This is a genomic window from Magnetospirillum sp. 15-1 (genome assembly GCF_900184795.1).
In the GTDB taxonomy this organism is placed as follows: Bacteria; Pseudomonadota; Alphaproteobacteria; order Rhodospirillales; family Magnetospirillaceae; genus Phaeospirillum.
This window is the reverse complement of the sequence record NZ_FXXN01000014.1, coordinates 90,206-108,702: the sequence shown is the minus strand read 5'-3', so window position 1 is coordinate 108,702 and position 18,497 is coordinate 90,206. Positions and strand designations below refer to the sequence as shown.

15 protein-coding genes are annotated in these 18,497 nt (G+C 67.1%); 7 read left to right on the top strand and 8 right to left on the bottom strand.

Features of this window, described 5'->3' with window-relative positions:
- Position 1: 1 nt before the first annotated feature.
- A complete protein-coding gene (locus tag CP958_RS02335) occupies positions 2-2,536 on the bottom strand; it encodes an EAL domain-containing protein (RefSeq protein ID WP_096700403.1) in 2,535 nt (844 codons plus the stop codon).
- A 181-nt stretch (positions 2,537-2,717) separates the two neighbouring features.
- Between CP958_RS02335 and CP958_RS02330 the strand changes: the two genes are divergently transcribed.
- Positions 2,718-3,509 carry an Hpt domain-containing protein gene (locus tag CP958_RS02330; protein ID WP_096700402.1) on the top strand — a complete coding sequence of 264 codons (792 nt, stop codon included), beginning with the start codon at positions 2,718-2,720 and terminating at the stop codon, positions 3,507-3,509.
- Here CP958_RS02330 and CP958_RS02325 read toward each other — a convergent pair.
- The 4 genes from CP958_RS02325 to CP958_RS02310 form a co-directional block, all read right to left on the bottom strand.
- Positions 3,506-4,408 carry a dienelactone hydrolase family protein gene (locus tag CP958_RS02325; RefSeq protein ID WP_096700401.1) on the bottom strand — a complete coding sequence of 301 codons (903 nt, stop codon included), beginning with the start codon at positions 4,406-4,408 and terminating at the stop codon, positions 3,506-3,508. The two genes, CP958_RS02330 and CP958_RS02325, sit on opposite strands and share 4 nt — an antisense overlap.
- 3 nt (positions 4,409-4,411) lie before the next feature.
- Positions 4,412-6,109 (bottom strand): cache domain-containing protein, encoded by a 1,698-nt coding sequence (locus CP958_RS02320; protein WP_096700400.1) that lies wholly within the window; start codon positions 6,107-6,109, stop codon positions 4,412-4,414.
- Between the two features lie 92 nt (positions 6,110-6,201).
- Positions 6,202-6,672, bottom strand: coding sequence for a MaoC family dehydratase (locus tag CP958_RS02315; RefSeq protein ID WP_096700399.1), 471 nt, complete (start codon positions 6,670-6,672; stop codon positions 6,202-6,204).
- A gap of 10 nt (positions 6,673-6,682) precedes the next feature.
- Complete coding sequence (locus tag CP958_RS02310) at positions 6,683-8,068, bottom strand: 3-deoxy-7-phosphoheptulonate synthase class II (RefSeq protein ID WP_096700398.1); 1,386 nt, start codon at positions 8,066-8,068, stop codon at positions 6,683-6,685.
- 161 nt (positions 8,069-8,229) lie between these two features.
- On the opposite strand from CP958_RS02310, the gene CP958_RS02305 reads away from it, so the two are divergent.
- Positions 8,230-8,850, top strand: coding sequence for a class I SAM-dependent methyltransferase (locus tag CP958_RS02305; RefSeq protein ID WP_096700420.1), 621 nt, complete (start codon positions 8,230-8,232; stop codon positions 8,848-8,850).
- A gap of 139 nt (positions 8,851-8,989) precedes the next feature.
- Positions 8,990-10,543: an ATP-binding protein gene (locus CP958_RS02300; protein ID WP_242442698.1), complete on the top strand. Its 1,554-nt coding sequence runs from the start codon at positions 8,990-8,992 to the stop codon at positions 10,541-10,543.
- On the opposite strand, the gene bluB is transcribed toward CP958_RS02300, so the two are convergent.
- Entirely contained in the window at positions 10,544-11,290 is a 747-nt protein-coding gene (bluB, locus tag CP958_RS02295) for a 5,6-dimethylbenzimidazole synthase (RefSeq protein WP_096700396.1), read from the bottom strand. It abuts the gene before it with no gap.
- Positions 11,291-11,364: 74 nt separating this feature from the next.
- Here bluB and CP958_RS02290 point away from each other — a divergent pair, with 74 nt between their 5' ends.
- Entirely contained in the window at positions 11,365-11,925 is a 561-nt protein-coding gene (locus CP958_RS02290) for a gamma-glutamylcyclotransferase (protein ID WP_096700395.1), read from the top strand.
- A 25-nt stretch (positions 11,926-11,950) separates the two neighbouring features.
- Here CP958_RS02290 and CP958_RS02285 read toward each other — a convergent pair whose 3' ends face one another.
- Positions 11,951-12,913, bottom strand: coding sequence for a hypothetical protein (locus CP958_RS02285; protein WP_096700419.1), 963 nt, complete (start codon positions 12,911-12,913; stop codon positions 11,951-11,953).
- Between the two features lie 105 nt (positions 12,914-13,018).
- Positions 13,019-13,831 (bottom strand): hypothetical protein, encoded by an 813-nt coding sequence (locus tag CP958_RS02280; protein WP_096700394.1) that lies wholly within the window; start codon positions 13,829-13,831, stop codon positions 13,019-13,021.
- A gap of 166 nt (positions 13,832-13,997) precedes the next feature.
- On the opposite strand from CP958_RS02280, the gene CP958_RS02275 reads away from it, so the two are divergent.
- The 3 genes from CP958_RS02275 to cysS all read left to right on the top strand — a co-directional run bounded on the left by CP958_RS02275 (position 13,998) and on the right by cysS (position 18,496).
- The gene (locus tag CP958_RS02275) at positions 13,998-15,653 is read left to right on the top strand and encodes an NAD+ synthase (RefSeq protein ID WP_096700393.1); all 1,656 of its coding nucleotides are present in this window, start codon (positions 13,998-14,000) and stop codon (positions 15,651-15,653) included.
- Entirely contained in the window at positions 15,650-16,981 is a 1,332-nt protein-coding gene (gltX, locus tag CP958_RS02270; protein WP_096700392.1) for a glutamate--tRNA ligase, read from the top strand. Before CP958_RS02275 ends, gltX begins: the two co-directional genes overlap by 4 nt.
- 120 nt (positions 16,982-17,101) lie before the next feature.
- Positions 17,102-18,496 (top strand): cysteine--tRNA ligase, encoded by a 1,395-nt coding sequence (gene cysS, locus CP958_RS02265; RefSeq protein ID WP_096700391.1) that lies wholly within the window; start codon positions 17,102-17,104, stop codon positions 18,494-18,496.
- Position 18,497 lies beyond the last annotated feature (1 nt).

The following is an 18,497-nucleotide window of genomic DNA, read 5'->3' as shown; positions in this document are numbered from 1 at the left end:
CTCAGGCTTCCTTGCCCTGGGGCAGAAGGTTGCGGTCGAACAGGCTGATGAGGTCCTCGCCCGAGACCGGGCGGCTGATCAGATAGCCCTGGACCTCGTCGCAGCCCTTGGCCCGCAGGAACTCGGCCTGCTCCGGGGTCTCGACGCCCTCGGCGATGGCCTTGAGCTTGAGGTTGTGGGCAAGATTGATGATGGTCGACACGATCTCCGCCCCGTCCTCGGTGACCTTGGAGTTGTCGTCGAAGATGTCGTTGACGAACGAGCGGTCCACCTTCAGCGCGTCGATGGGCATGCGCTTCAGATAGCTGAGGCTGGAATAGCCGGTGCCGAAATCGTCGATGGAGATGCGCACGCCCATGGCGCGCAGCGCCTTGAGCACGCCGACCACCTCGTCCACCCGCTGCATCAGCACCGTCTCGGTCAGTTCCAGTTCCAGGTACTGGGGCGGCAGGCCGGTTTCGCGGAGCGCGCGGGCCACCACCTCGGGAACGTTGGTCTCGACGAATTGCTGGGCCGAGACGTTGACGGCGATGCGCACCGGCGGCAGGCCCAGGTCCAGCCAGTGCTTGCACTGGCGGCAGGCGGTGCGCAGCACCCACTCGCCGATATCCGAGATCACCCCCATGGCCTCGGCCAGGGGAATGAACTCCACCGGCGAGACCAGTCCCATGTCGGGATGGTGCCAGCGCACCAGCGCCTCGACGCCGGACATGCGGCCGTCCTCGGAATCCACCTTGACCTGATAGACCAGGCGGAACTCGTCGCGCGACAGGGCGTGGCGCAAGGCCGATTCCATGGTCAGACGCTCGAACGAGCGGGCGTTCATGGCCGCGGTATAGAGCTGGTAGCTGTTGCGCCCCAGATCCTTGGCCCGGTACATGGCGGTATCGGCGTTCTTGATCAGGCTTTCCACCGTGGCCCCGTCCTCGGGGTAGACGGCGATGCCGATGGAGGTGGTGACGTACAGCTCGTTCTCGTCGACCATGAAGGGCTGGCGGACGTGGTTGATCACCCGCTCGGCCAACTTGGCGGCGTCTTCCAGGTGGTCCAGCTCGGGCAGCAGGATGGTGAATTCGTCGCCGCCGAGGCGCGCCACCGTGTCGCCCTCGCGGACGCAGTGGCTGATGCGGGCCGCCGTCTCCACCAGGACCTGATCACCGACCCCGTGGCCGAGCGAATCGTTGATGCGTTTGAACAGGTCGAGGTCGAGGAACATGATCGCCAGCTGGTGGCCGTGCCGGTGGGCGTTGGCGATGGCGATCTGCAGGCGGTCGGTGAACAGCCGCCGGTTGGGCAGCCCGGTCAGAACGTCGAAATAGGCGAGGTTCTTGATCCGCTCCTCGGTCTTCTTGCGCTCGGTGATGTCGCTGAAGATGGCGGCGTACTGGGTGATCTCGCCGCCGTCGTCGCGGATGACGTTGATGGTCAGCCACTCGGGATAGATCTCGCCGTTCTTGCGGCGGTTCCAGATCTCGCCCTGCCAGTAATCCTGGGCCGACAGCACCGTATACATGTGCTTGTAGAAGGCCTCGTCGTGATGGCCGGACTTCAGCACGTTGGGGTTCTTGCCGATGATCTCGTCGGCCGTGTAGCCCGTCATGTGGGTGAAGGCCGGATTGACGAACTCGATCTTCTGGTCGGCGTCGACGATCATGATGCCGTCCAGCGAGGCCTCGATCACCTTGCGGGCCAGGTTGAGGTCCTTGCGCGAGCGCAGCAGCGCCGCGTCGCGCTCCTTCAGGGCCTCGTCCAGCCGATGGACGTATTCGTATTGCAGGGTCGCCAGGATGTCCGAGAAGGACAGCAGGCCGATCAGCTTGCCGTCGGCGGCGGTGATGCCGATGTGGCGGATGCCCTTCTGCTCGAGCATGGCGCGGGCCGCCAGCAGGGAATCGTCCTCGGTGATGGTCAGCAGCGGGCGACTGGCCACTTCGCCGACGGTCGGGGGGATGACGTCCGCCCCGGCGATCAGGCGCAACACGTCGCGCTCGGTGATGATGCCGGGCGGCGTATGCTCGTCACCCAGCACGATGGCGGCGTCGGCGCGGGCCGAGTGCATCAGGCCGACCGCCTCGGTCAGGCTGGCGCCGCCGGGGATGGTGACCATGGGCCGCGAAATGGCCGACCGCACCGGGCGCAGCACCAGGAAGTGCTCGACCCCGTGGCCGAGAATGACGTCGCTCTGGCTGACGATGCCCATGGCGTCGCCGGCATCGTCCACCACCACGAAATGGCGCACGCCCTCCAGCTTGAAGCGCATGCCGGTGTCGCCGATGGTGCTCTGGTAATGGATGGTCTTGACCGGGGCGCTCATCACCTCGGAGATGGGGCGCTGGAACGCCTGGGGGTCGGTAAGGTCGATGGACAGGGCGTCGCGCTCGGTCCAGATGCCCACCGGCTTGCCGCCCTCGACCACCACGATGGACGAGCAATGGGCCGCGGCCATGGTCTGGGCGGCTTCGAGGACGGTGGAGTTGGGGGAACAGTTGAGCAGCGTCTTCTGTACGATGCGGTCGATGGTCTGGTCGGAAGACACGGAATAACGGTCCTGACAAAAGTAAACGCCCGACAGTTAGTTTCCTCTAACTTGCAAGAAGGCGCAACTGCCGAGCAGCGGCGTGTCCGCCGTAAAACCATGGTCATACGCCGCCGTCTCGGCTAGACTGCCTGCGGGTGTTCGGACCGGTGTCCCGTTAAAGAAAGGCGGATTCGGATAAATGTCGGATTCTGCGAATGGCCATCATGGCCGAAGTGCCCAGGAAGTCGTCGAACAGCTGCGGCTGGAGTTCGTCGACGAACTGACCGAGACCCTGCAATCCCTCGACGTGGAGATGGACGCCGCCCGTAACGGGCGATGCGATATCCGCAAGCTGGTTACCGACTGCCGCCGTGCCGCCGTGCAGTTCCGCGGGCAGGCCGCCAATTTCGCTATGCACCGCCTGGCCACCGTCGCCCACCGGCTGGAGGAATATCTGGCCAACACCCCCGAGGTGGCGCCGCCGCGCATCTGGGACGACCTGACAGGCTATTTCGACCTGATGGTCCGCCTGGCCCAGGGCAAGGCGGCCGATACCGATCCCGCCGCCCTGGTGCGTGCCCTGCCGGCCAAGCTGGGCTTCGACCTGGGCGACATCGAGATCCGCAACGTCGAAGTGCTGCTGGTCATGCCCCACGGCGCCCAGACCCGCTTCGTCGAGCGCGAGCTGCAGCAATGCGGCTATCGCGTCTCGCTGATGGCCGATTCGCTGCGCGCCTTCGCCATGGTGGTGGAGACCAAGCCCGATCTGGTGATCATCTCGGCCATGATGCCCGATCTGGAAGGCATCGATCTGGCCATGGCGCTGTCGGCCATGCCGTCCACCCGCAACATTCCCCTGGCGGTGATCACCAGCCTGGACAAGGACGACGACATCCTGAAGCTGCTGCCCAAGCGCATCCCGGTGCTGTTCAAGGGCTCGAGCTTCGCCGACGACCTGTTCAAGGCCCTGGACAACCTGTTCCTGATCTAGGGTTTCTTCAGGGCGCCATCGAGGAAGCGGAACATGCGTTCCGCCGAATCCTCGGTGGTGGCCTTGTCGTAATGGTAGGTCACCCGGCTGCCCCGGACGTCGACCTTGGAAAAGCCGTCCAACTGGCGGCAATCCCAGCAATGGGTGGCGTCGGGATAAAGGTGCCAGTCCAGCGGCGCCCCCTTCGCCTTGGCGGCCTCGAAGCGCGGCAGGCAATCAGCGGCCGGCGTCTCGGTATCCTGGCCGCCCAGCAGGGCCAGCAGCGGCGTGGTCGCGTCGGCCCCGGCGATGTCGAAGGCCGATGCGGTGCGCGGCCGGATGGTGAAACAGCCGGGATACATGGAGACCACGGCGCGAAAGCCTTCGCCCTCGGCCAGCGGTTCGGCCCACGCGGCGCGCGACGCCAGCAGGCCGACCATGGCGCCCCACGACCAGCCGGCCAGTCCCACCCGCCGGCCGTCCACATAAGGCAGGCCGCGCAGATGCCGGGCGGCCTGGAAGGCGTCGCGGACGCCGCGGGCGAAGACCAGCCCGTTCTTGGGACCCATGCAGACCGTATCGACGTCGCGCTGGTCCAGGGCGTCGATCAGCAGAACGACGTAGCCCTTGTCCACGCCGCGCCGCGCCCAGTCGAGCATGGAGAGATTGGCTCGGCCGTGCTGGCCCAGGCCGCCGCATTGATGGAACAGCACCAGGGCGGGGAATGGGCCGCCCCCCTCCGGCTTGAACAGAGCCATGCGCGGCGCCGTTGCCCCATCCAGGGCGGACGTTTCGGTGGGAAAAACCAGATCGGGCGCCCCCATGGCGGCGGAGCGCAATTCCGAGGCCGAGGGTATCTCCTCGGCCCAGGCGGCGCCGGTCAGCAACAGCAGCGCCCCGACAAGAAGCGTTCTGAGCATGTCTTACCCTTCGGCTCCGTTATCCTTGCGCATGGAGGCCATGAACTGGTGCACCTCGCGGTCCAGGGATTGGGCCTCGGTGGTCAGGCGCCGGGCGATGCCCTGGACGGAATCTGCGCTGGTTCCCGCCGAGGCGGTGGCCGAGGCCAGATCGCCCAGTACCGCCGAGACTTCCTGGGTGCCGGCCGAGGCCTCCTGAACGTTGCGGGCGATCTCGGCGGTGGCGGCGCCCTGCTCCTCGACGGCCGCCGCGATGGCGCCGGCGATTTCGTTGATGCGGCCGATGGTGGCGGCGATGGAGCCGATGGCGTCGACCGCTTCCTGGGTGCGGCTCTGCACCGTTCCCACCTGACTGGAAATCTCCTCGGTGGCCTTGGCGGTCTGGGTGGCGAGATGCTTGACCTCGTTGGCCACCACGGCGAAGCCCTTGCCCGCCTCGCCGGCGCGGGCCGCCTCGATGGTGGCGTTCAAGGCGAGAAGGTTGGTCTGCGCCGCGATGTCGTTGATCAGCGTCACCACCTCGCCGATATGGCCGGCCGCCTCGGCCAGTCCCCTGACCAGGGCGTTGGTGCGCTCGGCCTCGGCCACCGCCTTGCTGGAGGTGTTGGAGGATTCGTGCACCTGGCGCGAAATCTCGTGGATGGAGGAGGATAGCTGCTCGGCGGCGGCGGCCACGGTGGCGACGTTGCCCGAGGCCTGCTCGGCCGAATTGGCCGCCGCGCTGGCCTTGGTGCCGGCCTCGCCCACCGCGCCCGAGACGATGTTGGCGGCGCTTTCCATCTCGCCCACCGCCTGGACCACCACATCGGTGACCCGTTTGATGGAGGTTTCGATGTCATCGGCCAGTTGCAGGCGGGCCTGCTTGCGCTGGGCGCTGGCCGCCTTGTAGCTCTCCTGCTGGGCGGTGCGGGCCTCGGCGGCGCTGGCCGCCTCGTCGCGCAGCACGGCGATGGCGGCGACCAGGGTGCCGATCTCGTCGGTACGGTCGGTCTTCTCCACCTGGGCGGAATAGTCCTGGCGGGCCAGACGCTGCGCCACGTCGGCCAGATGGCGGAGCGGCGTGGCGATGTTGCGGGTCAGTATGGTGACCAGCAGCAGCGCCGCGAGGCCGACCGCCACCGCGATGGCGGCGAAACGCAAGGCGGCGGCGCGGAATTCGGTGTCGATGTCGTCGATGTAGATGCCGGTGCCCACCGTCCAGCCCCAGGGCTGGAAGGGCAGGGTGTAGGAGATTTTCGGCACGGGAATGTCCGAGCCCGCCTTGGGGAATTTGTAGTGGACGGTGCCGCCGCCCGCCTGGGCCGCCTCGATCAGCTTGCGGATGAACGGCACGCCGTCGGCATCCTTGGCATCGATGAAGTTCTTGCCCTCCCGCTCGGGCTTGGGCGGAACCATCAGGGCGGTGCCGTCGCCGGTATAGACGAAGAAGTATTCCTCGCCCTGATAACGCAGGGGGCGCAGGGTCTCGATGGCCTGGGCCTTGGCGGTGGTTTCGTCGAATTCGCCGGCCTTGGCGCGGTCGTGGAAGGATCTGAGGGTGCCGCGCGCCACCTCGCTCAGGGCTTTGACCTTCTCGATGCGGTCGCTCAGCATGGAGTTCCGCAACTGGGTCAGCGCCACCGCCGACAGGATGGCGAAGCCGGCCAGCGCCAGGACGGCGGTGGACAGCAGTTTGAGTAGAATTCCCGATTTTCCGGCCATGCGGTCTTCCCCCCCCCCAAGAGCAACTCGCGCTATTGGTTCGAGAGTAATCCGGCCTGCCTATAACTTCCAGTAATGAACGGTTACGCGATTCAACCGGGATTGCGTCTGGCGATCATGTTGACCGCCCGCATGCTCAGCACCACTTCGGCCTTCTGGTTGAGGACCTCGATGAACGAGGTGACGACGCCGCGATCGGGCTTGGATCTGGACGGGACGGCGTCGTGGATGCTGACCCGCACCGACAGGGTGTCGCCGGGCCGCACCGGGCGCACCCAGCGCAATTCGTCGACGCCGGGCGAGGCCAGGCTGGCGCATTTGGTCAGGTAGTGCTCGGCGTAAAGCCGCATCATCAGGCCGCAGGTCTGCCAGCCGCTGGCGATGAGGCCGCCGAAGACGGTGTCCCTGGCGGCCACCGGATCGGTATGGAAGTCCTGGGGGTCGTAACGTTTGGCGAAGGCGATGACCTCCTCCTCCTCCACGGCGATGGAGCCGAATTCGTGGATGGCGCCGGGCACGTAATCCTCGAACCAGCGATCGGTGATGGGGGCGGAGAAGGTCATCGGTAAATCCTCAGCGGCTCTTGGCCTGGGCCTTGAGGCGGGCCTGGGCGCGTTCTTCCTTGAGTTGCTCGGCGATCAGGAACGCCAGTTCCAGCGACTGGGTGGCGTTGAGGCGCGGGTCGCAGGCGGTCTGGTAACGGTCGCCCAAATCCGCCTCGGCGATGGCGGTCATGCCGCCCGTGCACTCGGTGACGTCCTGGCCGGTCATCTCGAAATGCACGCCGCCGGCATGGCTGCCCTCGGCCTTGTGCACGGCGAAGAAGGCGCGCACCTCGGCCAGGATGGCGTCGAACGGCCGGGTCTTGTAGCCGCCCGCCGCCTTGATGGTGTTGGCGTGCATGGGATCGCACGACCACACCACCTTGCGGCCCTCGCGGTTCACGGCGCGGATCAGGCCGGGCAGGACCTGTTCCACCTTCTCGGCGCCCATGCGGGTGATCACCGTGATGCGGCCCGATTCATTCCCGGGGTTGAGGCGGTCGATCAGGCGCAGCAGGTCGTCGGGGCTCATGCCGGGACCGGCCTTGAAGCCCAGCGGGTTCTGTACGCCGCGCAGGAACTCCACGTGGCCGGCGTCCAGCTGGCGGGTACGCTCACCGATCCACAGCATGTGGGCCGAGCAGTCGTACCAGTCGCCGGTGGTGGAATCGATGCGGGTCAGCGCCTGCTCATAGGGCATCAGCAGCGCTTCGTGCGAGGTGAAGAAATCGGTCTCGCGCAGTTGCGGCGTGGTGTCCGAGGTCATGCCGCAGGCTTCCATGAAGGCCAGCGTCTCGTCCAGGCGGTCGCACAGGTCCTGATAGCGGGCGGCCTGCAGCGTGCCGGCGACGCAGCCGAGCGTCCACTGGTGCACCTTGTGCAGGTCGGCATAGCCGCCCTGGGCGAAGGCGCGCAGCAGGTTCAGCGTGGCGGCCGACTGGTTGTACGAGCGGATCATGCGCTCGGGATCGGGAATCCGGGCCTCGGCGGTGAATTCGCCGCCGTTGACGTTGTCGCCGCGATAGGAGGGCAGGGTGACGCCGTCGATGGTCTCGGTATCGGCCGAGCGCGGCTTGGCGAACTGTCCGGCCATGCGGCCCACCTTGACCACCGGCATGGCGGCACCATAGGTCAGCACCACCGCCATCTGCAGCAGCACCCGGAAGGTGTCGCGGATGTTGTTGGCGTGGAACTCGGCGAAGCTTTCGGCGCAATCGCCGCCCTGCAGCAGGAAGGCCTTGCCGTCGGCCACGTCGGCCAGGGACGCCTTCAGGCGCCGGGCCTCGCCGGCGAAGACCAGCGGCGGAAAGTCGCGCAAGCGCTCCTCGACCTCGGCCAGCTTGTCGGCGTCGGGATAGGTGGGGGCCTGATGGATCGGCTTCGCGCGCCAGCTTTCCGGCGACCAGTTCTCGGACATGGGACTTCAATCTCCTGGCGTTCCGCATCTTGCGAAACGAAAAGTCGTTCTCTCGCTGCGCGTTTCACCGTGGCGAAACGGAGCCGTTCTCTATACGACTCCGTGCGGTATATTTCCAGCCCGGACAACGAGATACGGCCATGAAAAATCCGAGGATCGAAATGAGCGGCGCAGCCACCCACTGGCAGACGGTCTGGACCACCAAGCAGCCGGAAGAGGTGTCGTGGTACCAGGACGATCCCGCCCCTTCGCTGGCCATGATCACCGCCGCCGGATTGCGCCGGGATGCCGCCATCATCGATGTGGGCGGCGGCGCCTCGGTCCTGGTGGATCGCCTGCTGGAGCGCGGCTACGTCCATGTGGCGGTGCTCGACATCGCCGAGGCGGCGCTGCGCCAGGCGGCGGAGCGCCTTGGCCCCATGGGCGACGATGTCACCTGGATCGAGGCGGACGTGCTGGGCTGGCGGCCGGTGCCCGGCCTGTTCGATCTGTGGCACGACCGCGCCGTGCTGCATTTCCTCGACCAGCCGGCGGATCAGGCCCGCTACGTGGAGGTGATGAAGGCGGCGCTGGGGCCGGGGGCGACGGTGGTCCTCGCCACCTTCGCGCCCGACGGGCCGCAGAAATGCTCGGGTCTTCCCGTTTGCCGTCATGATGCCGCCAGCCTTGCCGCCCTGCTGGGACCTGACTTCCGTCTGGTGGAGGAGGCCCGCCACGAGCATGTGACGCCGGGCGGGAACGTTCAGAAATTCCAGTGGTGCCGCTTCGTCAGGGTTCTGTAAGGCCGCCGGCCTTCTCGCCCTGCCGAATATGCATTATGATATTAGGAATAGGCTATGGCGGGGGAATGGCCGGTTAATGCTGAAGGATGGCGGCGGGCGAGGATTATCCCACAGAGTCTGGCAGACGAGCCTCCTGTTCGTGGCGTTCGTGCTTTCCTTCGCCGTCTACGTCTATGGGGAAAAACAGATCGACCGCGCCAACGAACAGCGGCAGCTTTCCTACCGTCTGGCCGACCAGTTGCGCCAATCCTCCGACAACCTGACCCGGATGGTCCGCTCCTATGTCGCCACCGGCGACGTCTCCTTCAAGGAGGCCTATCAGGACATCCTCGACATCCGCGAGGGGCTCAGGCGGCGGCCCGACAATTACGACAATTTCTACTGGCATCTGGCGCCGTTCACCCCTGGCTTCAGGCGCCCCGAGGTGGGGAATGGCGAACCCCTCATGCACCTGATGCGCCGGGCGGGCTTCACCGACGAGGAGTTTCGCCGGCTGATCGAGGCGAAATCCCTGTCGGATGCCCTGACCGCCCGCGAATTCGAGGCCATGCGCCTGATCGAGGCCGCCGGTCCGGAGGATCAGGCGGCCCATGTGAAGGCCATCCGCCTGCTCCATGACGAGGGGTACCTTCGGGCCAAGGTGGCGATCATGGCGCCCATCCGGGAGTTCAACGATCTGGTGGAGCGGCGGACGCTGGCCGCCGTCCGCCATGCCGAGAACGTCGCCTTTGTCCTACGTCTGGTCTTCATGGCTTTCACCGTGGGGGTCGGCACCCTGCTCTGGCTGACCTATGCCGAGGCCCGCTCCATCCTGGGCGGCACGGTGCCCGAGGTGCACGAGCGGATCACCCGTATCGGGCAGGGGGATTTTTCCGTCTCCTCGTCTTCTCCTTTCGGCGACGGAAACAGCGTGCTGGACGAGCTGGACCGCATGGCGGAAAAGCTGGGCAGCCTGGAGGATGAGCGCGCCCGCGCCACGGCGGAGTTGCAGGAAAAGAACGAGGCGCTCAAGCGTTCCAATGCCGATCTGGAGCAGTTCGCCTACGTGGCGTCCCACGATCTGCAGACGCCGCTTCGCAATATCGTCAGCTACACCCAGCTTCTCGAGCGCCGCTACAAGGGGCGGCTGGATTCCGACGCCGACGACTTCATCGGCTTCATCGTGGCCAATACCAAGAAGATGACCCAGTTGATCTTCGATCTGCTGGAGTACTCGCGGGCTTCACGCCAGACCGGCCCGCTGGAACCCACCTCGGCATCGGAGGCCGTCGCCCAGGCTTTGAGCAATCTCGGGCCGGAACTCGAGGTGAGCGGCATGGAAATCTGCGTGGGTGAACTGCCCGAGGTGGCGGCGGTGCCGTCCCATCTGGTCAGCCTGTTCCAGAATCTGCTGAGCAACAGCATCAAGTACCGCTCGGCCGGGCGTCCCATAAGGATTTCGGTGACCGCCGAGCCGGCCGAGCCGGGATATTGGCGCTTCGCCGTGGCCGACAACGGCATCGGCATCGAGCCCCAATACCACGACAAGGTCTTCGAGATCTTCCAGCGCCTCAATCCGGCCGCCGAGACCGAGGGAACCGGTATCGGCCTGACGCTGTGTCGCCGCATCGTCCATCGCTTCGGCGGCGCCATCTGGATGGAATCGGAACCGGGAAAAGGCACGACCATGTTCTTCACCCTGCGCGGGGCGTGATCAGGCCAAGTCTCCGCCTTCCGCCTTCTCCTGCGCCTTGGCCAGCGCCACGCCCAGCGTTTCGTCGCGGGGGCCTTCCCAGCGATCCAGGCTGACCAGATCGGCGAGCGGCAGGCGCTTGCGCCAGCCCCGTGTCTCCAGCTCCGGCTGGGCGAAGAAGTGGCTGACCTTGCCCAGGCAGAGATAGGCCACCGGCACCACGCGTTCGGGCAGGCCGAGAATCTCCTTCAGTGCCGGCTCCGAGATGATGGAGACCCAGCCCAGCCCCAGGCCTTCGGCGCGGGCGGCCAGCCACAGATTCTCCACGGCGCAGACGGTGGAATAGAGGTCCATGGTGGGAATGTGGGTGCGGCCCAGCACCACCGGCCCCACCCGGTCGCGGTCGCAGGTGACGCAGATGTTGACGGGCGATTCCAGGATGCCTTCCAGCTTCAGCGAGCGGTAGGTGGCCTGGGCGTCACCCTCGAACATGCCGGCGGCCTCGTCGTTGGCCTTGGCGAAGGCATCCTTGATGCGGCCCCGGACCTCGGGCGAACGCACCAGGATGAAGCTCCACGGCTGCATGAAGCCCACCGAGGGGGCATGGTGGGCGGCCACCAGGATGCGGGCCAGCACCTCGTCGGGGATGGGATCGGGCAGGAACTGGCCGCGCACGTCGCGCCGCGACAGCAACACCCGATAGAGTCCGAGGCGATCCGCGTCGGTCAATGTGTCGTCGCCCTGGATGGCGGCGGCCCGATCTGTCATTCTTCGCTCCCTTTCCTCACCCCGGCCGGGGGCGGGGGCTATTCTTGATCCCGACTGTAACGCCACGATCTTCCATGACCAAGGACCGCGATCTCTGGGTATTCGGCTACGGTTCGCTGATGTGGCGGCCGGGCTTCGATGCCGATGAAGTCTGCCGGGCCCGCCTCGACGGCTGGCACCGCGACTTCTGCGTCTATTCCCGACACTGGCGCGGCACGCCGGAACGGCCTGGACTGGTGCTGGGCCTGGACACGGGCGGTTCGTGCCGGGGGCTGGCCTTCCGGGTGGAAGCGGCCCGCGCGGCGGACGTGATCGACTACCTCAATGAACGCGAACTGGTCGGTTACGCCTATGTGGCACGCCATCTGCCGGTCGGCCTTGACGACGGTCGTGTGGTCGAGGCCTACACCTTCGTCGCCGATACGGGGCATCACCATTATGCCGGACAATTGCCGCTGGAGCAGGCGGCGGCCATCATCATGGATGCCGAGGGCCAGGGCGGGCTGAACCGCGACTATCTGATCAACACTATCCGCCAGTTGGAAAGCGACGGCTTCGCCGAGGCGGAACTGCACACCCTGCTGGTCGAGGTGGAACGCCAGACCGGCATCATCGAGGCCGGCGCGGGAATTTAACCCCGAATTTGTCGAGTCCCAGTCCTTACCGGCAGAACCGCCGGTCCTCGAATTGCGCGGCGCCGCCCAGGTCCAGGCCGATGCGGAAGGCCCGGCAGGGGCGGCCGTCCCGGGGGAGCTGTTGGACGGTGCCGGTCAACTCGCCGTGGCGCCATCGGATGGGACGGTCGGGATCGTCCCAGGCCACCTCGACGGCGTTCCTTACCGCCCATTCCGCCTGAGCGGGCACGAAGGTGGGCAGGGTGAAGACGGCGCGTCCATCCTGGATTTCGTTTTCCTTGCCGTTGGGCAGGGTGGGGCCGGAGCCGACCCGCTCGGAGACCAGGGCGACGATCAGGGCCGCCGCCAGTCCCGCCGCGGCCAGCGCGCTTCGCCTGCGGGATATTCCGTGTGGCAGCAAACCCGTCGGCTCCGCCATGCGGGACAGCGCCGTCCCCAGGTCCCGGCGCAGTTCGGCGGGCATGGCCGGATTGGCCGGGAGGTCGCCGCCGGCCCGGTCAACCCACTCGCCCAGGCGGCCGAGATCGGAATTGATCAGGACCCGGCGGTCGGGTGACGCCAGATCGATGCCCGGCGTATAGGCGGGCATGGTGTCGGGCAGGACATGCAGCAGACCCCGCCCGAATTCGCCCGGACGGCGGTGGTGGCAGGATGGCAGCGTCGACAGCAGGCGACGCTCCAGGATGTCGGCGGCGCGTTGCAGGCCGTCGGCGCCAAAGGCGCCGATGAAGTAGCCGTCGCCGCCGCGATGGGTCCAGATCACGCCGGGGGCCGGTGGTGCCAGGACGTCGAGGATACCGGGCGTCACGGCGATGTAGACCAGGCCCCGGGGGCCAAGCACCACGAAATCGGGGGTCGGCTCGTCGGCTTGGGTGGAGCAGGCGAAGACCACATGGTCGTCGGACAACTGGCGTCGCAGTTCGGCCCAGACGCCACGCTTCGCCTCGAAGCGGCGCCCGCCGAGCCCGTCCACCGTTTCCGGAACCATGATGGCCACGGTTTTGCCCCTCTCCCCTGGTGCGTCGCGGAGGATGCAGAAACAATCATCGGAAGAAAAGACATATTTTCCCGCTCCTGACCGGCGGTGGCGGCATCAGGAAAGCGGGCGCTCGAGATGAAGGATGAAGCGGCAGAGCGTCTCGTGCGCCGCGTCGCCCCATCGCGCCCTGATCCGGGCGGGGTCGGCATGGGCTCTGGCCCCCAGGTCGGCGAACAGGGCGCACATCAGGGCGGCGAAGGCCGCCTCGTTCAACTGCCAGTGTTCGTCTCGCCCCCCGCCGCGGGCCGGGGTCAGGCGGGAATTGATCAGGTCCATGAACCAGGCCCGGCGTTTCCTGAAATCCGCGAAGGTGTGGGCCACCACCATCAGAACGTCGTCGATCAGCATTGCCGCTTCGGGATCGGCATGGATGGCCCGCCAGTCATGACTGCCGCCGGTCCCCGGATGGCGGTCCAGGATGGCGGCGCAGCGCTGGCGGCACTGCTCGAACATGGAGGGGCCGATCATCTTGTCGACGGCAAGGTGAAAGCCGGGAATCATCCGTCGCGACAAGACGCCTTCGCCGCCGTCATCACCGCTGCGCGGCGGGAACAGGTGGGCGAAACGGCGCATCAGGATGCGCTCGAACGGCTGGTCGCGGGCGCCTTCCCAGCGCAGGGCTTCCCTCGATCGGGTGCAATCGTCCCAGACCCGCCGGTAATAGGCCTTGAAGCGCGGCTGTTCGGATTCCACGAAGCGCTGGGCCAGGATGCGGATCTGGTGGGCGGTCAGGCTGCCGCCGGCCTTGGCCGCCTCGACCTCCAGCCGTGTGGCGAAATGGCCGACCATGGTGGTGCCGACCCCCTGGCAGCAGCGCGGGTCGGCTTCGGGAGACGGGTCCTGGGGCGGTGGACGTCGAATGGGCATGACAAGACGATAGCGCGCCGGCCTAAAGGAGTCTCGCTTTCGTCGTTCACCCCGGTGTCGGGCGGCCGGCCCGGCCGGGCGCTTCCAGGCGGCGGCAGCGGCGCGTTGACAGGGGGGAAGCCGCTCCCTAGTGTGCCTTTGTCATTTCCATGGTGCCATCCGTCCTATGTCCGATTCCCTGACCCTCGCGCTTGCTCAGATCAATCCCGTGGTCGGCGACGTGGCCGGCAATCTCGGGCTCATCCGCGCCGCCCGCACCCTGGCGGCGGAGCAGGGCGCCGACCTGGTGGTGTTCGGCGAGTTGACCCTGTGCGGCTATCCTCCCGAGGATCTGGTGCTGAAGGGCGCCTTCCTCGACGCCTGCGAGGCGGCGGTGAACGAGCTGGCGGCCGAGACGGAAACCGGCCCGGCCGTGCTGATCGGCGCCCCCTGGCGGGTCAAGGACAAGCTCCATAACGCCGCGCTGCTGCTCGACCACGGGCGGATCGCCGCCACGCGGCTGAAGCATCACCTGCCCAATTACGGCGTGTTCGACGAGGTCCGCGTGTTCCAGCCCGGCCCGGCGCCGGGGCCGGTATCGTTTAGGGGCGTGCGCCTGGGCATCATGATCTGCGAGGACATGTGGTACCAGGACGTGGCCGAGACCCTGGGGGAGAGCGGCGCCGAAATCCTGGTGGTACCCAACGGCTCGCCCTTCGAGATGGACAAGCCGACCAAGCGCCTCGATCACGCGCGGGGAAGGGTGGAGGAGACCGGTCTGCCGCTGGTCTACGTCAATCAGGTGGGCGGCCAGGACGAACTGGTGTTCGACGGCGCCTCGTTCGTGCTGGGCGGCGACGGCAAGACCGCGGTGACCGTGGCGCCGTGGCGGAGCGAGGTGGTGATCACCCGCTGGACCCGCGAGCCCACCGGCTGGCGCTGCGAAGGTCCCAAGGCTCCGCCCGTCTCGCGCCTGGAAGGCGTCTATCAGGCGCTGGTCACCGGCCTGCGCGACTATGTGGGCAAGAACGGCTTTCCCGGCGTGGTGCTGGGCCTGTCGGGCGGCATCGACAGCGCCATCTGCGCCGCCATCGCCGCCGATGCGCTTGGCCCCGACAAGGTCTGGTGCGTCATGATGCCGTCGCCCTACACCTCGGACGAAAGCCTGGAGGACGCGGCGGAATGCGCCCGCCTGCTGGGCGTGCGCCTCGATACCGTCAATATCGGCCCGGCCATGGGGGCCTTCGAGGCCATGCTGGCGCCGCTGTTCGAGGGCAAGGCCCCCGACATCACCGAAGAAAACCTGCAGTCGCGCTCGCGCGGGCTGACGCTGATGGGCATCTCCAACAAGTTCGGCCCCATGGTGCTGTCCACCGGCAACAAGAGCGAGATGTCCTGCGGCTATGCCACCCTCTACGGCGATATGTGCGGCGGCTACGCGGTGCTGAAGGACGTCTACAAGACCACGGTGTTCGCCCTGTCGTCCTGGCGCAACGGCCACCGTCCGCCGGGCTGCCTGGGGCCCGAGGGCCGGGTGATGCCCGACCGCGTCATCGCCAAGCCGCCCTCGGCCGAACTGAAGCCGGACCAGAAGGACCAGGACACCCTGCCGCCCTATGACGAACTGGACGCCATGCTGGAAGCCATGATCGAGGAGGAGAAGAGCGTCGCCGAGATCGTCGCCGCCGGCTTCGACGAGGCGGTGGTGCGCCGGGTCTGGCGCATGCTCGACCGCGCCGAGTACAAGCGCCGCCAGGCCCCGCCCGGCGTCAAGATTTCATCGCGCTCGTTCGGCAAGGACCGCCGCTATCCCATCACCAATGCCTTCACGGCGCTGATATGAGCCCCGTCGTCCGTTTCGCCCCCAGCCCCACCGGGCTGCTGCATGTGGGCAACGCCCGCGTGGCGCTGCTCAACCTGCTGTGCGCCAGGGCCGGCGGCGGAACCTTCATCCTGCGCCTGGACGATACCGACCTGGAGCGGTCAAAGGCCGAATTCGCCGAGGCGATTGAGGACGATCTGCGCTGGCTGGGTCTGGACTGGGACCGGTTGGAGCGCCAGTCGGCCCGCCTGGACCGCTATGCCGTCGCCGCCGAACGGCTCAAGGCTTCGGGGCGGCTTTATCCCTGCTACGAGACGCCGGACGAGCTTGATCTGCGGCGCAAGGTGCAGTTGGGACGCGGCCTGCCGCCGGTCTACGACCGCGCCGCGCTGAAGCTTTCCGCCGACGACATCGCCCGCTACGAGGCGGAAGGGCGCAAGCCCCACTGGCGTTTCAAGCTGGAGCACCAGGACGTGCGCTGGGACGATTGCGTGCGCGGCGCCAGCCACTATCACGGCGCCAATCTGTCCGACCCGGTGCTGATCCGGGGCGACGGTTCGTTCCTCTATACCTTGCCCAGCGTGGTGGACGACATCGAGTTCGGGGTGACCCACGTCATCCGGGGCGAGGACCACGTCACCAACACCGCGCCGCAGATTCAGCTGTTCCAGGCCCTGGGCGCCACGCCGCCGGCCTTCGCCCATCTGCCGCTGCTGACCGGCGCAAGCGGGGAGGGGCTGTCCAAGCGTCTGGGGAGCGGTTCCCTGAAGGACCTGCGGGCCACCGGAATTCATCCCATGGCGCTCAACTCCCTGCTGGCCAAGCTGGGAACCTCGGACGCCATTGAAATCCGCCACACCCTGGACGAACTGGCCGCCGAGTTCGCCTGGGACAAATTCGGGCGCGGCACGCCCAAGTTCGATGCGGCCGAACTGGAGCGCCTGGACGCCCGCCTGATGCACACCGCCTCCTTCGCCGAGGTGCGGGAACGGCTGGGCATTGCCGGCGCCGACGAGGAATTCTGGCTGGCGGTGCGCGGCAACCTCAACCATCTGGCGGAGGCGGAGCAATGGTGGGCCATTTGCCGCCAGCAACTGACCCCGGTGATCGAGGACGCCGGTTTCACCACGGCCGCCGCCGGCCTGCTGCCCGGCGGAGCCTGGGACCACGCCACCTGGGGCGCCTGGACCGAAGCGGTGAAGCAGGCGACGGGCCGCAAGGGCAAGGCGCTGTTCCACCCGCTGCGGCTGGCGCTGACCGGGCGCGAGAATGGACCCGAGTTGAAGACTCTGCTACCTCTCATCGGTCCCGACCGGGCGAGGGCGCGGCTGATGGGCGAGACTGCCTGAGGCCAGGTCTCATCGAGACCTGGATAGGCCCAAGGGGCCGCGCGCCTTACGGCGCGGGAGCCAAGCGGGCGGAGGCCCGCGCCCGGCGCTTGAGGGCTTAGGTTTAAGGAGACTGATACCGTGCCGTTGGTTCTTTACAACACACTGACCCGGACCAAGGACGTCTTCGAGCCGCTGACTCCCGGCCATGTGGGCATGTATGTCTGTGGTCCCACGGTCTATGACCGGGCCCATATCGGCAACGCAAGGCCGGTGATCGTCTTCGACGTGCTCTACCGCCTGCTGAAGACGCTGTATCCGTCGGTGCGTTACGTGCGCAACATCACCGACGTGGACGACAAGATCAACGCCAAGGCCAAGGCCACCGGCGAGACCATCTCGGCCATCACCGAGCGCACCACCGCCATGTTCCACGAGGATATCGGCGCGCTGAACTGCCTGATGCCCGACGTGGAGCCGCGCGCCACCGCCCATATCGGCCAGATGGTCGCCATGATCGAGACGCTGGTCGCCAAGGGCTTCGCCTATGCCGCCGAGGGGCACGTGCTGTTCGCGGTGGGCGCCATGACCGATTACGGCATGCTGTCGCGCCGCTCCAAGGACGAGATGATCGCCGGCGCCCGCGTCGAGGTGGCGCCCTACAAGAAGGACGCGGGCGACTTCGTGCTGTGGAAGCCGTCGTCCGACGACCTGCCCGGCTGGGATTCTCCCTGGGGACGCGGGCGGCCGGGCTGGCATATCGAGTGCTCGGCCATGAGCCTGCAGCATCTGGGCGAGACCTTCGACATCCACGGCGGCGGCCAGGATCTGGTCTTCCCCCACCACGAGAACGAGATCGCGCAAAGCACCTGCGCCAACGGCAAGCCCTTCGCCCGCTACTGGCTGCACAACGGCTGGCTGATGGTGGAAGGCGAGAAGATGTCCAAGTCGCTGGGCAACTTCTTCACCGTGCGCGACCTGCTGGATCAGGCGCCCAATCCGGTGCATGGGGGCGAAGCCATTCGCCTCGCCATGCTCGCCACCCACTACCACCAGCCCTTCGACTGGACGGCCGACGGCTTGAAGCAGGCCAAGGCGACCCTGGACCGTCTCTACACCGCGCTCCGCGCCGTCGCCGACGTCGATGCCAACGGCTACGAGGCCGGCGTGCCGCTCGAGGTGCTGGCGGCGCTGGAGGACGATCTCAACACGCCCCTGGCCATCAGCCATCTGCACGAGCTTGCCGGTGCCCTCAATAAGGCCACGGGGCTGGAGGACAAGGCGCGCAAGAAGGGCGCCCTGCTGGCCTCCGGGCACCTGCTGGGCCTGCTCTACCAGGACCCCGAGGCGTGGTTCAAGGGAACCGGCACCGCGGACGGTCCCTCCGATGCCGAGATCGAGGCGGCCATCGTCGCCCGTGCCGAAGCCCGCAAGGCCAGGAACTTCGCCGAAGCCGACCGTATCCGCCAGGATCTGGCGGCCAAGGGCGTGGTGCTGGAAGATGGGGCCGGCGGCACCACCTGGAAGCGGGGCTGAC